The 14,945-nt window shown below is 52.4% G+C and carries 19 protein-coding genes; 6 read left to right on the forward strand and 13 right to left on the reverse strand.

Annotation, left to right across the window (positions count from 1 at the left end; all coding sequences use genetic code 11):
* Nucleotides 1-63: 63 nt before the first annotated feature.
* Entirely contained in the window at nucleotides 64-402 is a 339-nt protein-coding gene (locus ACOTXF_RS00270; protein WP_071530987.1) for a hypothetical protein, read from the forward strand.
* Nucleotides 403-447: 45 nt separating this feature from the next.
* Here the strand turns inward: ACOTXF_RS00270 and ompW are convergent, their stop codons facing one another.
* The gene (ompW, locus tag ACOTXF_RS00275; RefSeq protein WP_045417962.1) at nucleotides 448-1,080 is read right to left on the reverse strand and encodes an outer membrane protein OmpW; all 633 of its coding nucleotides are present in this window, start codon (nucleotides 1,078-1,080) and stop codon (nucleotides 448-450) included.
* 282 nt (nucleotides 1,081-1,362) lie between these two features.
* On the opposite strand from ompW, the gene ACOTXF_RS00280 reads away from it, so the two are divergent.
* From ACOTXF_RS00280 to yciA, 4 genes are all read left to right on the forward strand, one after another.
* A complete protein-coding gene (locus tag ACOTXF_RS00280; protein ID WP_021240310.1) occupies nucleotides 1,363-1,767 on the forward strand; it encodes a YkgJ family cysteine cluster protein in 405 nt (134 codons plus the stop codon).
* Nucleotides 1,768-1,792: 25 nt separating this feature from the next.
* Complete coding sequence (locus ACOTXF_RS00285; protein ID WP_023344342.1) at nucleotides 1,793-2,536, forward strand: YciC family protein; 744 nt, start codon at nucleotides 1,793-1,795, stop codon at nucleotides 2,534-2,536.
* A 56-nt stretch (nucleotides 2,537-2,592) separates the two neighbouring features.
* A complete protein-coding gene (locus ACOTXF_RS00290) occupies nucleotides 2,593-3,132 on the forward strand; it encodes a septation protein A (protein WP_028018783.1) in 540 nt (179 codons plus the stop codon).
* A 104-nt stretch (nucleotides 3,133-3,236) separates the two neighbouring features.
* Nucleotides 3,237-3,632 carry an acyl-CoA thioester hydrolase YciA gene (yciA, locus tag ACOTXF_RS00295; protein WP_008502796.1) on the forward strand — a complete coding sequence of 132 codons (396 nt, stop codon included), beginning with the start codon at nucleotides 3,237-3,239 and terminating at the stop codon, nucleotides 3,630-3,632.
* Nucleotides 3,633-3,669: 37 nt separating this feature from the next.
* On the opposite strand, the gene tonB is transcribed toward yciA, so the two are convergent.
* Complete coding sequence (gene tonB, locus ACOTXF_RS00300) at nucleotides 3,670-4,392, reverse strand: TonB system transport protein TonB (RefSeq protein ID WP_232926618.1); 723 nt, start codon at nucleotides 4,390-4,392, stop codon at nucleotides 3,670-3,672.
* A 220-nt stretch (nucleotides 4,393-4,612) separates the two neighbouring features.
* Here tonB and ACOTXF_RS00305 point away from each other — a divergent pair, with 220 nt between their 5' ends.
* The gene (locus ACOTXF_RS00305; protein ID WP_008502794.1) at nucleotides 4,613-4,909 is read left to right on the forward strand and encodes a YciI family protein; all 297 of its coding nucleotides are present in this window, start codon (nucleotides 4,613-4,615) and stop codon (nucleotides 4,907-4,909) included.
* Between the two features lie 41 nt (nucleotides 4,910-4,950).
* On the opposite strand, the gene ACOTXF_RS00310 is transcribed toward ACOTXF_RS00305, so the two are convergent.
* The 11 genes from ACOTXF_RS00310 to ACOTXF_RS00360 form a co-directional block, all read right to left on the reverse strand.
* Nucleotides 4,951-5,904, reverse strand: a complete 954-nt coding sequence (locus ACOTXF_RS00310) for a bifunctional helix-turn-helix transcriptional regulator/GNAT family N-acetyltransferase (RefSeq protein ID WP_047747441.1) — start codon at nucleotides 5,902-5,904, stop codon at nucleotides 4,951-4,953.
* A 362-nt stretch (nucleotides 5,905-6,266) separates the two neighbouring features.
* Nucleotides 6,267-7,478: a hypothetical protein gene (locus tag ACOTXF_RS00315; RefSeq protein WP_421635228.1), complete on the reverse strand. Its 1,212-nt coding sequence runs from the start codon at nucleotides 7,476-7,478 to the stop codon at nucleotides 6,267-6,269.
* 291 nt (nucleotides 7,479-7,769) lie between these two features.
* Nucleotides 7,770-7,991, reverse strand: coding sequence for a DNA-binding transcriptional regulator (locus ACOTXF_RS00320; RefSeq protein WP_016831480.1), 222 nt, complete (start codon nucleotides 7,989-7,991; stop codon nucleotides 7,770-7,772).
* Between the two features lie 76 nt (nucleotides 7,992-8,067).
* Nucleotides 8,068-9,237 (reverse strand): phage late control D family protein, encoded by a 1,170-nt coding sequence (locus ACOTXF_RS00325; RefSeq protein WP_421635229.1) that lies wholly within the window; start codon nucleotides 9,235-9,237, stop codon nucleotides 8,068-8,070.
* Nucleotides 9,234-9,698 (reverse strand): phage tail protein, encoded by a 465-nt coding sequence (locus tag ACOTXF_RS00330; RefSeq protein ID WP_252076617.1) that lies wholly within the window; start codon nucleotides 9,696-9,698, stop codon nucleotides 9,234-9,236. Before ACOTXF_RS00330 ends, ACOTXF_RS00325 begins: the two co-directional genes overlap by 4 nt.
* A 13-nt stretch (nucleotides 9,699-9,711) precedes the next feature.
* Complete coding sequence (locus ACOTXF_RS00335) at nucleotides 9,712-12,156, reverse strand: phage tail tape measure protein (RefSeq protein WP_421635230.1); 2,445 nt, start codon at nucleotides 12,154-12,156, stop codon at nucleotides 9,712-9,714.
* Nucleotides 12,146-12,268 carry a GpE family phage tail protein gene (locus ACOTXF_RS00340; protein WP_032658721.1) on the reverse strand — a complete coding sequence of 41 codons (123 nt, stop codon included), beginning with the start codon at nucleotides 12,266-12,268 and terminating at the stop codon, nucleotides 12,146-12,148. The genes ACOTXF_RS00335 and ACOTXF_RS00340 overlap by 11 nt, the downstream gene beginning before the upstream one ends.
* A gap of 32 nt (nucleotides 12,269-12,300) precedes the next feature.
* Nucleotides 12,301-12,609: a phage tail assembly protein gene (locus ACOTXF_RS00345; protein ID WP_252076615.1), complete on the reverse strand. Its 309-nt coding sequence runs from the start codon at nucleotides 12,607-12,609 to the stop codon at nucleotides 12,301-12,303.
* Between the two features lie 60 nt (nucleotides 12,610-12,669).
* Nucleotides 12,670-13,188 carry a phage major tail tube protein gene (locus ACOTXF_RS00350; RefSeq protein WP_236921311.1) on the reverse strand — a complete coding sequence of 173 codons (519 nt, stop codon included), beginning with the start codon at nucleotides 13,186-13,188 and terminating at the stop codon, nucleotides 12,670-12,672.
* A 12-nt stretch (nucleotides 13,189-13,200) separates the two neighbouring features.
* On the reverse strand, nucleotides 13,201-14,394 hold the full coding sequence (locus ACOTXF_RS00355; protein WP_252076613.1) for a phage tail sheath protein: 1,194 nt from the start codon (nucleotides 14,392-14,394) through the stop codon (nucleotides 13,201-13,203).
* A gap of 123 nt (nucleotides 14,395-14,517) precedes the next feature.
* Nucleotides 14,518-14,943, reverse strand: coding sequence for a tail fiber assembly protein (locus ACOTXF_RS00360; protein WP_421635231.1), 426 nt, complete (start codon nucleotides 14,941-14,943; stop codon nucleotides 14,518-14,520).
* Nucleotides 14,944-14,945: the final 2 nt, after the last annotated feature.

A 14,945-nucleotide genomic window follows, 5' to 3' on the forward strand; every position in this document is an offset into this window, starting at 1 on the left:
AAAACGTTATTTATGACTTAAGTAAAATCTCATTTCCCTTTTGAAAGAGGTTTTCGCGGTTTGATGTATTTACGAGCTTTACTGGTCTTCGCCTTATTGATTCCCTTCCACGCGCTGTCCCTGAATTTCTCTTCTACTTTCCTGCGTCTTAATTGTCCGCAAAGAGGACTTGTCGAGGTTATTCTGCACGTTTATGACCACACTCAGGAACGGTGGCGCGGCCATTTTGAAACCGGTGCGGGGCATAAACGTGCGGGTGATACCGAAATGATCCCGTTTGCCAACGGCGATATTCTCTTCCATTCCGTATCCAGCGACGCTTTCAGCTATTTATATGATGGGGAAACGATCCTGAGGCACTGCGTAAAGCTTGATGAGCGGCCGGTTTATCCGTCGTTTTGACGTGAGCAAAGCAAACTGGCCACCCTGTGGCCAGTTTGACGGGGATCAGAAACGATAACCCGCAGAGAACATAAACACCCACGGATCCAGACGAGTGCTGATACTTTGCTGCTGGCCGCCCGCCTTGAAGCGTACGTCCGTATCAATATCCATATACCAGACCGAGGCGTTGATCAGCCAGTCGCGGTTAATCAGATAATCCAGGCCAACCTGCCCCGCCATGCCCCACGAATCTTTCAGGCTGAGATCCGTCAGACCCGCCTCTTTACCGGTATCGTTGAATTTCTCATCAAAGAAGGTGGTGTAGTTCACACCGGCGCCAATATATGGACGCACCTTGCTGCTTGAGTCGCCGAAGTACCACTGCGCCATCAGCGTTGGCGGTAAATGGTGAACCGTGGCGATATCACCGGTTGGCCCGAGGCCCACGCGATGACGGAACGGCGTTGCAGCCAGAAGCTCAACGCCCACGTTATCCGTCACCATATAGGTGAAAGTTAAACCTAACTGGGTGTTATTACTGACGTTAAAACCGCCCATTCCCAGCACGTTATCCGAACCTTCAGTTGGGCGAGCCGTAGCCGAACCGGCACGAATAAAGAATTCGCCTGCTTCATGCGCATACGCGCCGCCAGAGAGACTGCTTAATACAAGGGCTGCCACCGCTAATTTTTTCATATCCGCTCCATCGTTGTGGTTTTAATCGCGGATGAGAATATACTCACAAAAGAGTAATAAGTGATCTGCCACAGATCACATTAAAACCAGTAACTTAACATTCATTGATCTGGATTAATTTTTTGTTACGCACTTAAAACCAATAAGTTGTTTCCATGTCAATTTTTGGCATTTCACGGTTACAAAATTTTCCCTTTTCCCCCTCTTGCTCTTCCTCTGGCGGCTGGATAATTTATCGCTCTCACAAATTGATTTGATGCGTTCTTCTTTTGCAGGTGTGCCATGAGTGATATCAACCCGTGCATGACGTGCGGAGCCTGTTGTGCGTATTTTCGAGTCTCTTTCTACTGGGCCGAAGCCAGCGATGGCGGTGGTACCGTTCCGGTTCATCTTACCGAGCCGTTAACCCCCTTTTTGCGCTGCATGAGCGGCACGAACCAAAAGCAGGCCCGCTGTGTGGCGCTCCAGGGTGAGCCTGGGGTCTCGACCCGATGTTCCATCTATGAGGATCGCCCCAGCCCGTGCCGGGAATTTGCCATGTCGGGGGAGGATGGCCAGGTCAACGAAGCCTGTAACCGCGCCCGCGCGCGGGTTGGATTACCGCCGCTTTACAAAGATATGCTTTTCCATACAAGCCTTGATGCTGCCACAGCAGGTGCATCCGGTGTACAATTGCCGGCTAATTAATACCTGCAATACTCAAGGAGAGTGCATGTCTATCACGGCGAAGTCTGTCTACCGTGACACGGGAAACTTTTTCCGCAATCAGTTCATTACCTTTTTACTGATCGCGTTGCTTTGTGCCTTTATCACGGTGGTGCTGGGCCATGCCTTCTCACCGAGTGAAGAACAGATTGCCAGCCTGAGCCAGGGCGACCATCTTGCGGGTAGCGTGGGGTTGTTTGAGCTGGTGCAAAATATGACGCCGGAGCAGCAGCAAATCCTGCTGCGCGCCTCTGCCGCGTCCACGTTCTCAGGCCTGATTGGTAATGCAATTCTGGCGGGCGGCGTTTTGCTGATGATTCAGCTGGTATCGGCGGGTCACCGCGTCAGCGCCTTACGGGCGATTGGTGCGAGTGCACCGGTCTTACCTAAGCTGTTTATCCTGATCTTTTTAACCACGATGCTGGTGCAAATGGGGATTATGCTGGTCGTGGTGCCGGGCGTTTTACTGGCTATCGTGCTCGCATTTGCGCCGGTGATGATTGTGCAGGATAAGATGGGAATTTTTACCGCGATGCGCAGCAGCATCAGACTGGCATGGGCTAATATGCGTCTGGTGGCGCCCGCCGTGATCGGCTGGCTGCTGGCCAAAACGCTGCTGTTATTGTTTGCACCGAATTTTGCGGTATTAACGCCTAACGTCGGCGCCGTGGTGGCGAATACGCTGAGCAATCTCATTTCAGCGGTACTGCTCGTCTATCTGTTCCGCCTGTATATGTTAATTCGTCAGTAATCCCGAGGCGGGGGGCATCTCTGTCTCCCGCCCCGCTCAGAAGATGGAATCACAGAATGAAGCAGTTTCTTGATTTTTTACCGCTCGCGGTGTTTTTCGCTGTCTATAAGTTGTACGACATTTTTGCTGCAACAAAAGCGTTAATCGTTGTGACCGCCGTTGTGCTGATCTACAGCTGGATTCGCTATCGCAAAGTCGAAAAAATGGCGCTTATTACGTTCATCTTAGTGGCGGTGTTCGGTGGATTGACCATTGCCTTGCATGATGTTGAATTTATTAAGTGGAAGGTGACTGTTATTTATGCGTTGTTTGCAGCAGCATTACTGTTCAGTCAATGGTTCATGAAAAAGCCCCTTATCCAGAGCATGTTAGGTAAAGAACTAACGCTGCCGCAGGTGGTCTGGTCGCGTCTGAATACTGCCTGGGCAATCTTCTTTATTCTCTGCGGTCTCGCTAATATCTATATCGCCTTCTGGCTGCCGCAGGATATCTGGGTCAACTTTAAGGTCTTTGGCCTGACCGCGCTGACGCTTATCTTCACGCTGTTAAGCGGCGTATACATCTATCGTCATATGCCGCAGGACGACAACCACTGATTACTGACTGACCAGAACGTCAACGACGTGCGTTCTGGTCTATTCTCTCCGTACGCGAATCATAGTAGCATCCCGCCTGAAGTCTTCCGTTACGAGTTAAAACAATGACAACAACTAACGCCCCTCAGGGCGAACTGGTTTTACGCACACTGGCAATGCCCGCTGACACCAATGCCAATGGCGATATTTTTGGCGGCTGGCTGATGTCGCAGATGGATATGGGCGGCGCAATTCTGGCAAAAGAGATCGCCCACGGGCGCGTGGTCACCGTGAGGGTGGACGGCATGACCTTCCTGCGCCCGGTTGCGGTGGGTGATGTGGTTTGCTGCTACGCGCGCTGCGTGAAGCGCGGTAATACCTCCATTTCCATCAACATCGAAGTCTGGGTGAAGAAAGTCTCTTCTGAGCCGATTGGGCAACGCTATAAGGCCACTGAAGCGCTGTTTATTTATGTTGCCGTGGACAGCGAGGGTAAACCTCGTCAACTTCCGCAGGCCTGATCGACAGGCAAAAAAAGCCTCCTTTCGGAGGCTTTTTTTATTCCATCTGCGCCCCGCCGTTCAGGCGGAAAACAATATTGACGATCAATCCGCTACCCGGCTTGCCTGGCTCATAGCGCCATCTGCGCATAGCAGATTTCACTTCGCGCTCAAACATATTAGAAGGTTGCGCAGACAAGATTTCCACGTTATCCACGCGGCCATCCGCAGTTACGTCAAATTTCACCCGTACGCGCCCTTCAATACGCAAGGCCTGAGCTCGCGCCGGATACTGAGGCTGGTTGCGGCTTACGGCGCGCGGGCCCGCTGGCGCGGTTACGGTTGGCTTTGACGTCGTTGCCGTATTGTTCATCACCGGACGTGAAGGCGCTGCATTTTCGACCGGCTGGGTCGCGCGCGGTTCAACCGGACGTTCCTCGCGTTTCGGACGCTCCTCGACCTTCTTCACCGGCTTTGGCTTCGGCTTAGGTTTTGGCTTCGGTTCAGGTTTGTGGATCACCACCGGGGCTTCCTTCGGTGGCTCCGGAACGGGCTCGGGTTCTGGCTCCGGTTCAGCCACCGGCTGTGGCGGCGGAGGGGCAACCTGCGGCGGTTCAAGATCCGCTGGCGAGACCATCGTCACCGAGAGCGGCTGCGCGGGCGCGGGCATTTCAATAACCTGATGAACCGAGGTATACAGCAGACCCGCCACAACGGCACCGTGAATCACGACAGAAAGCAGCGTCGGCCAGGGAAAGCGGCGAGGTAAATCAAGGGTCATCGAAGTCATAGTCATCAACGTTAAAAAACCGAACCCTGATTTTAAATGCAAATAGCAATCATATTCAATAAGACACTTTGCTCTGGCGCAATTTTAGCGCCCGAGAGGCCAAAAAAGGCGCATACAGATCAGGGTATTAACATTGTTTTTATTTTACATTGCAGTCGTTTGCCCTTTCACATAACGTAACTGACACTTTTATCGGTTAAGGAGCTTCGCCGTGTTTTACGTGATTTACTCTGAAGATGTTGCTGATTCGCTCGAAAAACGCCAGTCTGTGCGCCCTGCGCATCTGGCACGTTTGCAGTTGCTTCAGGATGAAGGCCGATTACTGACCGCTGGCCCCATGCCTGCAGTAGACAGCAACGATCCGGGTGCTGCCGGTTTCTCCGGCTCCACGGTCATTGCTGAGTTTGAATCCCAGGAAGCCGCTCAGGCCTGGGCTGACGCAGACCCGTACGTTGCAGCGGGCGTGTATGCAAAAGTGACGGTGAGACCGTATAAAAAAGTGTTCTGATACCAAAGCGGCTCCGAAAGGAGCCTTTTTTAGGATGGCGATTACGCGCCGCTGTGCCGGGTAAACTGCTGCTCTGTAATAAGGCTTCCCCACTGTTCGCCTTCCCACTCTTTTACCAGCGTAAACCCATACGACTCGTACAGACGCCTGGCGGCGGTCAGCTTATTGAACGTCCAGAGGTGCACAGCTGAAAAACCGGCGCTGTCGCAAAACCGCATGGCTTCATTCAGCAGTTTTTTCCCCACGCCGTGCCCCCGGCAGCCATCATCAAGAATAAACCAGCGAAGATGGGCTTCACCCGGCGCCAGATCCTCGCCATCGATCGCCACCGAGCCGACAATTTTGTCGTTGAGCACTGCCAGCCAAATCTGGTTACAGGGCTTCTCCAGTCTTTCACTAAACTCAGCCAGCCCCGAAGCCACTTTGGCCTCGAAGAAGCGACCAAAATTATGCTCCCGCGAATAATAACTGCCATGCATCTCCGCGATACGGCCAATCATGCCCGGGATATACCCCTGCACTATCTTCAGCTCATCGGGCTGCATATCGTTGCCCGCCTCGCGGCATGCCAGCAGCGCGTTGGCATAAAGGGAGAGCCCCTCAGAAATGGTCTGCTGCTGGGCAGGAGCAAGACGTTTTATTGCTGTGACCACGCGCTCATTGCTGAAGGTATTAATTTTGCTGACCGTCTCGTGACCTTTCGCGGTCAGCCTGAGGCTCTTTGCTCTCGCATCCTCGGTAGAAATGACCTCCTCGAGTTCGCCTGCGGCAATCAGGCGAGCCAGCATCCGACTGACGCTGGACTTTTCCAGGCCCAGCAGCTGTACCAGCTGACTCGCCGTCATCTCTTTTCGTAGGGCAATTTCGACCAGAGTATGGACGGCCGAAGGCGAATAATTCGTTGAGGCCAGGGTAGAACCCATAAAACCTAACTCTCGCACCATCAGGCGCGAGGAACGTCGAATAACACTGACTACCGGGGTTTCGCTGTGCATGTTATGTCCTCACCATTTAGTTGTACTATACAACTTAATGGTGAGGGATTGTCAAACAGAATGAAAAAGGCTCCCGCAGGAGCTTTTAAAAACGGCTCAAGATAATGAAATAAAAGGATTTATTTCTGGTCATGTCCACATGTTGACCACATCGATATGAGAAGCCCCGCAAATGCGGGGCTTTGATAATTGTAAGTTAGTGGCATAATCTTAGCTAATCTACATTCCCAGTGATTATATGATTGAGTTGTACTTCCCAGTTTAACCTGTTCAGCCTGTTCAACATTGGGCAAGCTAAATGAGTAATGTTGTTAATATATTAACAGTTCCAGCTAAAATCGTTAGCTTCCATCAGCGGTAACTCAATTACTTAGCTTGACAGATTTTATTAAGGCAAGGGTGTTATCACAGATCTCATTATAGCCAATCGCCTTATGGTTATCCAAAGAGGTTTTCGTTGGATGACCATATCCTGTATGGTTCCCTGCTGAAAAGAATGCTTTTGCAGAATGTCCAAGTGGTTTAAAAATAGCATTTGCACTTGCCACATCTCCATGATGAGGAACCACAACCGCATCATAAGATAGAATCGAAAGATGCCTTATAAAGGGACAAAGATCATTCTTCATGTCAGAATATACGTAATCACCAGACTGTAATATTTTCTCACCATCATGGTTTTTAAATAAACTAACCAAACAATCCGTATTGTCTGTTTTTTTGGAGGGAAAACTACGTAAAATAAACAGTTCAAAATCACCCCCATAGAAATAAATATAACCAGAAACATTTGTGACTTTATTATTTATCGTGATATCCTTCCATATGATTTTTTTTGTATTATGCGGAATAAATATTGAACTTATCTTGTTAGATATTCTAACATCCCATGCCAGCATTCGCCAATGATCACTGTCAGGATGTGATATTATGACACGAACATTATTCAACTCAGCCAACATATCCCATAAGTCGTTTTTTATATATCCATAATCATTTTTTAGATAATCCCCTCTCAGTATAGGCTTACCAGCCCCAACATCCAGTAAAATACCATCTTTGCCATTAGTTATAAGAGAGCACATCCCCTGCCCAACATGGAATGAATAGAAATCCCATCGAGAGTTGCCAGTTTTATAATTTTCAAAGTCTAACGAACTTGAAATGTCAACTTCCACTGCGAATTCTGTATTCCGTTCATTCTCAATATTTTTATTAATGATTGGTGGACTAGTAATCATTTTGCATTCTTGCAAACTAAAATACTCTGGTTCATCACGACCGAATGTTTTATAAAAATAACCGGAGTTTTTTCTTTTCCCAACTTCTCCTTTTATATAAAACCATGAATTATTTTCGCCACCATCATTCAATGCATATTTCACATGTTTTTTTATTTCAAATGATAGTTCCCAGTAACTAATATCTACTGTATATGTGCAAACCCCATCATCATTTGCAAAAAACTCTAAAGACTCCTTTTTAACTGCTATGAATCTTATGCACCGACCACCTCGTTGATAATCCTTCCATGCTAAATAGTTATCAACCTGACCTATGAATTCAATTTCCATTGTCTCCACCCCTATCTCCTTTTTTATAAATAATCAGCACTAATCATACTATCGAGATTTAACTTATACTCGTAACATTATCATTAATTCAATCTCAGTTACACACCCAGATTATAAGAGTATACGTGTATTTTATTGCATCATTGTTTAGAGCTGGGTGAGGAGGAAGTTAATTTCTTACAATCAAAAATTATCAGCTAAAAACGCTTTTAACAGATAATCGTAAAGCATTATAGAAAATTGGACTCTTTGTGATTTCAAAACCCCGCATTTGCGGGGAGTGTATCATTGTCACATCCAGTGGATCTGTTGCTGGCCTGACGTTGTCGGATGTGGCGGTGCTGGAACTACCTCACCCGGTGACACGATAAAGCGCTCGACCGTCTCAGTGGTGACAAACGTGCAACTGCAGTTGATGTTTGTGCACTGATGATAGCGCTCTTTGGTCGTGTCAGAAAAATAGCGACTTGTGCGAGCGTGGGCGGCGTAATGGCATTTTGGGCAGTGGAACATGGCGAGCACCTCAGAACGTTTTTGATGCGCTAATTTTAACTATCAAACCTTTATATATCAAATAGATAAATAAACTTCATTGTATTACATCTTCGCTTTCGTACTCTACATCCGAAACCTTAACCTCAAGCTCTAAGCCCGTCGTGTAGCCGCTCCCGTTGAGGTTATGCACCACCCGGCTGATTATCCACGCCTGCTCGTCTATAACGCGCTTAAAGCCTTTGACCACGATTGGTGTTTCAGGAAATAAATCTGCCCGGCCAATAGCCAGCGAAATTGAAAACTCCGCAACGCCGCGCTGCAGTTTGTCCCACTTCGCCTGAGCGGCGCGCATGGCCTGCGCCTTAGTCGCGTAGATGGTCGTCAGCTCCAGCACGTTGTCAGACTCACCGGCCATATACTCACCCTCGCGCGACTCCTGCTCTTTTTGGGCTTTGGCCTTTGCCGGGGCTTTGGTCGCTTTCGGGTGCTGCAGTGCGCGCAGGTGCTGCACTTTCGGTTTCCTTTTGAGCTTCACCTTCTGCTTTTGCGGCTTCGGGTCTTTAGTGTGCAGCCATTTCGCCGTAACGCCGGTGTAGGCTTCGCGGTCAGCAATGGCAAACTGATGACGGTCTCCGTCGCCACGCTCAAGGGTCATCTGAGGAATGGGCTTCCCGCTGGCCGTCTTACCGCTCCCGGCTTTCAGGAATAACAGTTTTCCCGCTTTTACCGAAACCGCCGCACCGTTCCGGTCAGCCAGGCGGGACAGAAACACCGCGTCGGATTCCTGCGCCTGGTCAATGTGAGGAACGGGGATCGCTTTCAGCGTGTCGGCCACACTGGCCGTCAGTTTGTTTCGTGCCGCAATCGTCTCCAAGATTTGCCCGATAGTGGTGTTATGCCATGACTGCTCGCGGCGTGAGTTCAATGTCCCACGAAAATCGGCGCTGCGCCCCCGGATGGTCAGCGTATCAGGTGCGCCCCTGTGCTCGATTTCGTCGACCGTGAACGTGCCTTTTTTAATCAGCGCTGCACCCTGCCAGCCTAACCACAGCGTGAGCATTGCCCCGCGAGGAGGCAGCTCGACAAGCCCATCGGTGTCATCCAGCTCGATATCGAGCTGGTCGGCCTCGAATCCGCGATTGTCCGTCATGGTCAGACCGATAAGCCGGTCGCTGAAATTCTGCGTGATGTCCGCACCATCAAGCGTGAGCATAAACGCAGGGGCTATCTTCGCCCCGGCATGAATATCCATTCCTGTAATCATCCTGCCAGCCCTCCCAGCCAGTTACCGGCAGACGTGACCAGATTGTCGGCCTGCGTCCGCAGGTCGCCATAAATGGCCGCGAGCGATTTATCGACCCGCTTTAGCGACAGGCTAAACTCGATTTTTCTGGCTGCACCGTCGCTGAAAAGTTCGGTGTGCGTGTGCGTCACCTTGTCGATGACGTACATGCCGTGGATCATGCCCGTTCCGTCAATCAACGGCCACGCTCTGCCCTCGTCGGCCATCAGCTCGATGGCGGTCAGCGAGAGACGGCCACCGGTGATTTCGGGGTAGAGCACACCCGACAGCGTACGCGAGGTTTCCCCTTCCCCGAGATACTGATAAGCCGGTGGCTTGCCTATACGGTCATTTGACGCCCAGCGGTAATCCTTCGAGTACTGCATTGACTGATGCGGCAGCGTGCGGCGCTCAAACACAAATAAACCTAAAACCATTAACATGCTTTATCCCCCCTCAGTCATGACGCATACTCGAGCGCTGACGCGCACGGTTTTCCCGGTCGAGTTTATCGACAGCCTCGCGGAGCTGGCGGTCAAGGTCGCTGCCCGGCGCGATGCCACCATTCAGGTTAATGTTGTATTCAGGCTTGCTCTGGTCGACGTAAGTCTTTCCGGTGGGAGCTGTTACTGGCTGATACTGATAGCCTCCATATGTTGAAGTTGCCGGAATATAAGACCCATTTTGCGAGCCGGTGGCGGCATTGGCTTTTGCGGCCTTCTGGTCGAGGTCGGTCGATTCTTTATTGATAACCCCGAGCTTTTCCAGTAACCAGTTAACGCCGGTACGCAATGTATTAAAGCTTTTGAGCGGTAACATCAGCGCGTCGGCCAGCGCCTTACCGAACATCACACCCGCATTTTTGCAGCTGTCGAGCGTCTCCTGCGTCGACTTAACCGGTGCGATCAGGTCTTTAAACCACTGCCAGACTCCACGCAATTTCTCCATGAAAGAATCAAACACCGGCGCGAGCGGTGCGAAAATTTCCGCCACCGGCGCAAAGGCCGCTTTAAGCCCCTCCACCACGCCGGAAAAGAATGCGCTTATTGGCTCCCAGTATTTACGAATCAGGAGCGCACCGGCCACCACGGCAGCGACCACCGCCACCACCGGCAGACTGATTGCGCTAACTGCAGCGACAATGGCACTTCCTGCAGTGGTGAAAACGACACTCAGCAGACCGGCAGCAGCAATAATCCCGTTTATCCCGGCAATGACCGGCCATGCAATCAGCCCAATCCCGCCCAGCACGCCGACCAGCGCCAGCCCACCGGCAACAAGGTTAAACAGGGTATGCGTCAGTTCGGGGTTTGCTTTCGCCCATGCGGCCACCTTGCCAAGCCAGTCTGTCGCGGAAACCGTCAGGTGGCGTAGTGCTGAATCTTCTTTTTCGAAAACCTCAATCTGCAGGTCTTCCCATGCTGACTGCAGGTTTTTCAGATCGCCGTCGAGGTTATCCGTTTGTATTTTCGCAATGCGCTCGGTCGTGCCTTTTGAGTCGCGGATTTGCTGGCGCTTGTTATCGAGCGAGCCATCACCGGCAGCGGCGACGAGTTTAATCGCGCCCTTCATGGCTTCTTCACCGAAAATCACTTTCAGATATTCGCCCTGCTCCGCCGTGCCGAGCTTGTTTTTCACAAAGGACTTATGAATATCTTTGAGGATTTTCTCGACCGGCAGCATGTTCCCTTTGCTGTCGCGGGTTTTCACGCCCAGCTCAGAAATTGCCTCTACGGCTTTACCCATAGGAGCCTGCAGACGGTTGAAAATGGCGCTTGCCCCCGTCCCGGCCATCGAGCCTTTAATCCCGTTATCTGCCAGAATACCGAGCATCGCGGTCGTGTCTTCAATGCTCGCACCTGCAGCCTCAGCGATTGGCGCGACATACTTCATCGCCTCGCCCAGCTCGACGAGGCCGGTGTTTGATGACGTAAAGCCTTTCGTCATCACGTCCGCGACGCGTTCAATTTCAGTGGTCGGCAGGTTAAATGCCGACTGCATGTTAGTGATAATGTCGGCGGCTTCGGCGATATCGACGTCTGCGGCAAGGCTCAGGTTTACGGTTGACCCGGTCGCGGCCAGCACGTCATCTGCTTTATAGCCTGAACGTGCGAGCGTGGTCTGCGTTCGCGCTACATCACCCGGTGAAAAGGCGGTTGTCGCACCGATATCACGCGCCTGTTGACGAATGGCCGCGAGCTTATCATCGCCCTTATCAAGCCCGAGGATCGCCTGCGTGCCTGACATCTGCTTATCAAAACCGATGCCCGGCGCAATAAAGCGTGACGCACCATAGAGCCCGGCTGTCGCCACCCCGACGCCCACCATCCCGGCATTACGCGCACCGGCGGCAAGCTGTTGCCCGGACTCATAGCGACTTTTTACGGCGCTGAGTCTGCTCTGTTGCTGACTGACGCGCGCCAGCGCCTCACGTTGCCGGTTTAGCTGCGTAGTGGTCTCACTGATGCTGGTTTTCAGGCGGCGCTCATCCGCTGACAGGGTGCGGGTATTTATCCCGGCCTGCGCGAGCTCGGTGCGCTGGCGCTGTACCGACTGCCTGAGGCTGTTGTATTTGAGCTGCAGGTCAGCGGCGGATTTTTTTGCCGCCTCCATCGCGCGCGCCTGCGCATTAGTGGGGTTTTCCGTGTTTTTAAACTGGACGGCCAGCGCAGCGGCCTCCTGTTTCGCTTTGTTAAGCGACTGACCGGTCACGGCAAGCTGTGCGCTCACTTTCCTGAATCCGTCAATTCGGGACGCCTGCGCATTCAGATCGCGCAGGCTGTTTTGAGAAGTGCGGATGTCGCCAGCAAGGGTCTTGCTGGCAGTCTGGATAGCTTTGAGCGGTCGGCTTGCCCGGTCTACTGCGTTCAGCAGTACCTCAATCCTGACGTTATTGCTCATGGTGGTTTCCGCTTCGCTGCAGCGCCTTGTCGCGCCATGTGATGAGCTCGGTCACACTCAGGGAATTCAGCTCTGATGGTGGCCAGTGAAATATCACCGCGATATCCGCCATCAGGTCATCGACCGACAGGTTATCGGAGAAGCTCAGCGAGCCGAAGATGGCGACAAAAAACCGACCACCTTACCGGCGAACAAAATCAGGTCTGATGCTTCCAGACGCATGACCTCGTGCTCGGTCAGTGCCGGGTAAGTCATGCGCGGCAGCACCTTAATCAGCGCATCGACGTCAGAGTTTGCCAGCGCGGCCAGACTCACACCGCGCAGGGTTCCGGCGTTGGGTTTGGTCAGCGTCACCTGTTCGATTTTTTGCTCACCGCGCATGACGGGGTTATCGAGGAGCACAATATTCGGGTTTTCGGTTCCGATGGTGGCGATTTCGTTGATGTTTTCCATGATGTTGCTCTCTTTGAAATTGAGTAAATGCCCGGCCAGCCTGGCTGACCGGTTAAGGGGTTACAGGCCAATTGCCCGGCGGTGCTCAGCGAGACGGTCGACGCCGTCGACTTTCATCACCATGTTGATGACGTCAATTTCGATGACCTCTTTTCCGTCAATCGTGAGCTGGTAGTAAGCGCACTCGGTCGACATCTTGGTCGTTCCGCTTTCACCCTGTTTGTTTTCGCCGCCGTCGTATTCCTTGTGACGGCCACGCATGACCACCTCAACGGCAGAAATTGCGCCGGTGTCATCGCGCTGGAATGAGCCGGTGAAACGCAGCGGTACGCTGTCAGCACCCGGTGACGCGTACTGTGCCCACAGCCCGACGTCAGGCAGACCGCCCAGCGTCCACTCAAGCGACAGAGCGTCGTCGTCGAGGCCGAGGTCGATTGACACCGAGCCCGGCATCCCGCCGCCACGGTATTTCTCAAGCTTTCGGGTCAGCTTTGGCAGGGTGACGGATTCAACGACGCCCATGTAGCTGAGACCGTCGTTAAACATATTCAGGTATTTGAGTTTGCGTGGTAACGCCATGCTCTGAGCTCCTTAGCTGTTGACCGAGTCTGACAGGTCTGCCAGATAGGTATCAGTGATGCGCTGGCGCAGGGTCAGGTTTTCCAGCGGCGGGACGGGGGTGTAGTCGTAGTCAATGTACAGTTTCCCGGCTTTCAGGGTTTCCACGCTGTTTGACTCCGGGTCGTACCAGCATGAGCCGTCAACGATATAGCCGTTATTTTTCAGCTCGCGGAATTTGGCATTGATACCGGCGACGATGTCGCGGATGAGCGTTGCGGAAACCGGCTTATCCATCGCCCACGCGTGCGCCTCCGCCATCGTGTCGGCCAGCACCTGCGCCGTGCGGGTGTAGTTTTCAAACACGAATAACGGATCGTCCGAACAGGTGCGGTTTCCCCAAAACTTAAAGCCGTCGTTGCGGATGAGCGTTGTCACACCGGCCTGATTCAGCAGGTTGGCGTCGGTGGCCTGCTCCTGCAAATCCCATGAGACCGAGGCACTGACGCCGGTAACGCCATTCACGCCGACGTTGGACAGGGTTTTGTGCCAGCCGGTTTCCTGGTCGATTCTGGCACGCAGGCCGAGCGCACGGGCGGTTGCCCATGCAATATCGGTTTCGTTTGCCGTGGTGTCCCATGCCAGAAAATCAGGGTGAATGACCATGAGCTCGCGCTGGCTGAAGTTCTCACGGTATTTGATGGCGTCGGAAATGGTCTTGCAGCCCCACGCGCTCACATAGCCGAACGCGCGCAGGCTCTGACAGGTTGACGCAAGTGCGGTCGCCACTTCCTGCGTATCCAGCCCCGGCACGCCGAGAATGCGCGGCTTAACGCCGGTGACGGTTTTCGCCGTTAACAGTGCTTTCAGACCGCTGTATTTGCCGTTCTCATCCGTCGTGCCGATGATGTTGGAAATGGTCTCTTTTTGTGCCGCTTCCGGGTTGGAAGGGTCTTCGATACCTTCGGGAACGCGCACCACCACAATGACCGGTTTACACTGGTCGGCGATGGCCTGCAGGGATTTTGCCAGCGTGCCTTTTTTACCGGCTTTACCGATAGCCGTTTGCACACTGGTAATCAGCACCGGCTCATTAAGGGGGAATGTCTTTGCGTCAGCATCGCTGGCCGTGCAGACCATGCCGATGATGGCCGTCGAGACAGTGGAAATGGTGCGCGTGCCATCGTTAATCTCGATGACCTCGACGCCGTGATGATAGTCGCCCATCTGTTTAACTCCGTGGTTAAGGGGTGCGACTATTTTCTGTTGTGTGCTCAGCGGGTGCGATGCAATGGCGTTGGTGGAGGGATGAGACAACAAACAAAAAGCCCTCCGGGTGGAGGGCTCAGGTCACGCGGCTAATTCAGGCCAGTGAATATCCGGGGCGGCGTCGGTCTCAGTTGCCTCAAGCGCTTCGATATAATCAAGCACGTCATTCAGTCTGGTAACTTCTTCTTCGGTTAAACTGCGCCCGTTCATTTGCTTGAGCTGGATAACGGAAACCGACTGCAGCGCCGACTCAATCAAATCCCGGCGCTTTTCCTCCGCCTCCGCGATAAGTTCGTCACGGGTGGGAGCCGGGCGCTCCTGCAGTACCGGATAACATTGCTTATTCGGGACAATGATTTTACCCTGAGACACACCTTCCATCAGGTTGCGGTAATCGTCATCCGACACGCGCACAAAAAAGCTCGGCCACGTTCCCGCCTTGCGATATTCGGCTTCCAGCTCATCACAATAAAAGCCGCCCGTACTGGCTCGATATACATAACCCATAA

The organism is Enterobacter cloacae complex sp. IR53041, assembly GCF_049238285.1.
Classification (GTDB): domain Bacteria; phylum Pseudomonadota; class Gammaproteobacteria; order Enterobacterales; family Enterobacteriaceae; genus Enterobacter; species Enterobacter roggenkampii.

Excerpts from the sequence above, each read along its gene's own strand:
- ACOTXF_RS00270 (WP_071530987.1), top strand. The coding sequence starts at position 64 with ATGTATTTACGAGCTTTACTGGTCTTCGCCTTATTGATTCCCTTCCAC.
- ACOTXF_RS00315 (WP_421635228.1), bottom strand. The coding sequence starts at position 7,478 with ATGGAAATTGAATTCATAGGTCAGGTTGATAACTATTTAGCATGGAAG.
- ACOTXF_RS00310 (WP_047747441.1), bottom strand. The coding sequence starts at position 5,904 with ATGCACAGCGAAACCCCGGTAGTCAGTGTTATTCGACGTTCCTCGCGC.
- ACOTXF_RS00325 (WP_421635229.1), bottom strand. The coding sequence starts at position 9,237 with ATGATTACAGGAATGGATATTCATGCCGGGGCGAAGATAGCCCCTGCG.
- tonB (WP_232926618.1), bottom strand. The coding sequence starts at position 4,392 with ATGACCCTTGATTTACCTCGCCGCTTTCCCTGGCCGACGCTGCTTTCT.
- ACOTXF_RS00350 (WP_236921311.1), bottom strand. The coding sequence starts at position 13,188 with ATGGCGTTACCACGCAAACTCAAATACCTGAATATGTTTAACGACGGT.
- ACOTXF_RS00290 (WP_028018783.1), top strand. The coding sequence starts at position 2,593 with ATGAAGCAGTTTCTTGATTTTTTACCGCTCGCGGTGTTTTTCGCTGTC.
- ACOTXF_RS00280 (WP_021240310.1), top strand. The coding sequence starts at position 1,363 with ATGAGTGATATCAACCCGTGCATGACGTGCGGAGCCTGTTGTGCGTAT.
- ACOTXF_RS00320 (WP_016831480.1), bottom strand. The coding sequence starts at position 7,991 with ATGTTCCACTGCCCAAAATGCCATTACGCCGCCCACGCTCGCACAAGT.
- ACOTXF_RS00360 (WP_421635231.1), bottom strand. The coding sequence starts at position 14,943 with ATGGGTTATGTATATCGAGCCAGTACGGGCGGCTTTTATTGTGATGAG.
- ACOTXF_RS00355 (WP_252076613.1), bottom strand. The coding sequence starts at position 14,394 with ATGGGCGACTATCATCACGGCGTCGAGGTCATCGAGATTAACGATGGC.
- ACOTXF_RS00335 (WP_421635230.1), bottom strand. The coding sequence starts at position 12,156 with ATGAGCAATAACGTCAGGATTGAGGTACTGCTGAACGCAGTAGACCGG.
- ompW (WP_045417962.1), bottom strand. The coding sequence starts at position 1,080 with ATGAAAAAATTAGCGGTGGCAGCCCTTGTATTAAGCAGTCTCTCTGGC.
- ACOTXF_RS00340 (WP_032658721.1), bottom strand. The coding sequence starts at position 12,268 with ATGGCGGATATCGCGGTGATATTTCACTGGCCACCATCAGAGCTGAAT.
- ACOTXF_RS00285 (WP_023344342.1), top strand. The coding sequence starts at position 1,793 with ATGTCTATCACGGCGAAGTCTGTCTACCGTGACACGGGAAACTTTTTC.
- ACOTXF_RS00345 (WP_252076615.1), bottom strand. The coding sequence starts at position 12,609 with ATGGAAAACATCAACGAAATCGCCACCATCGGAACCGAAAACCCGAAT.
- yciA (WP_008502796.1), top strand. The coding sequence starts at position 3,237 with ATGACAACAACTAACGCCCCTCAGGGCGAACTGGTTTTACGCACACTG.
- ACOTXF_RS00330 (WP_252076617.1), bottom strand. The coding sequence starts at position 9,698 with ATGTTAATGGTTTTAGGTTTATTTGTGTTTGAGCGCCGCACGCTGCCG.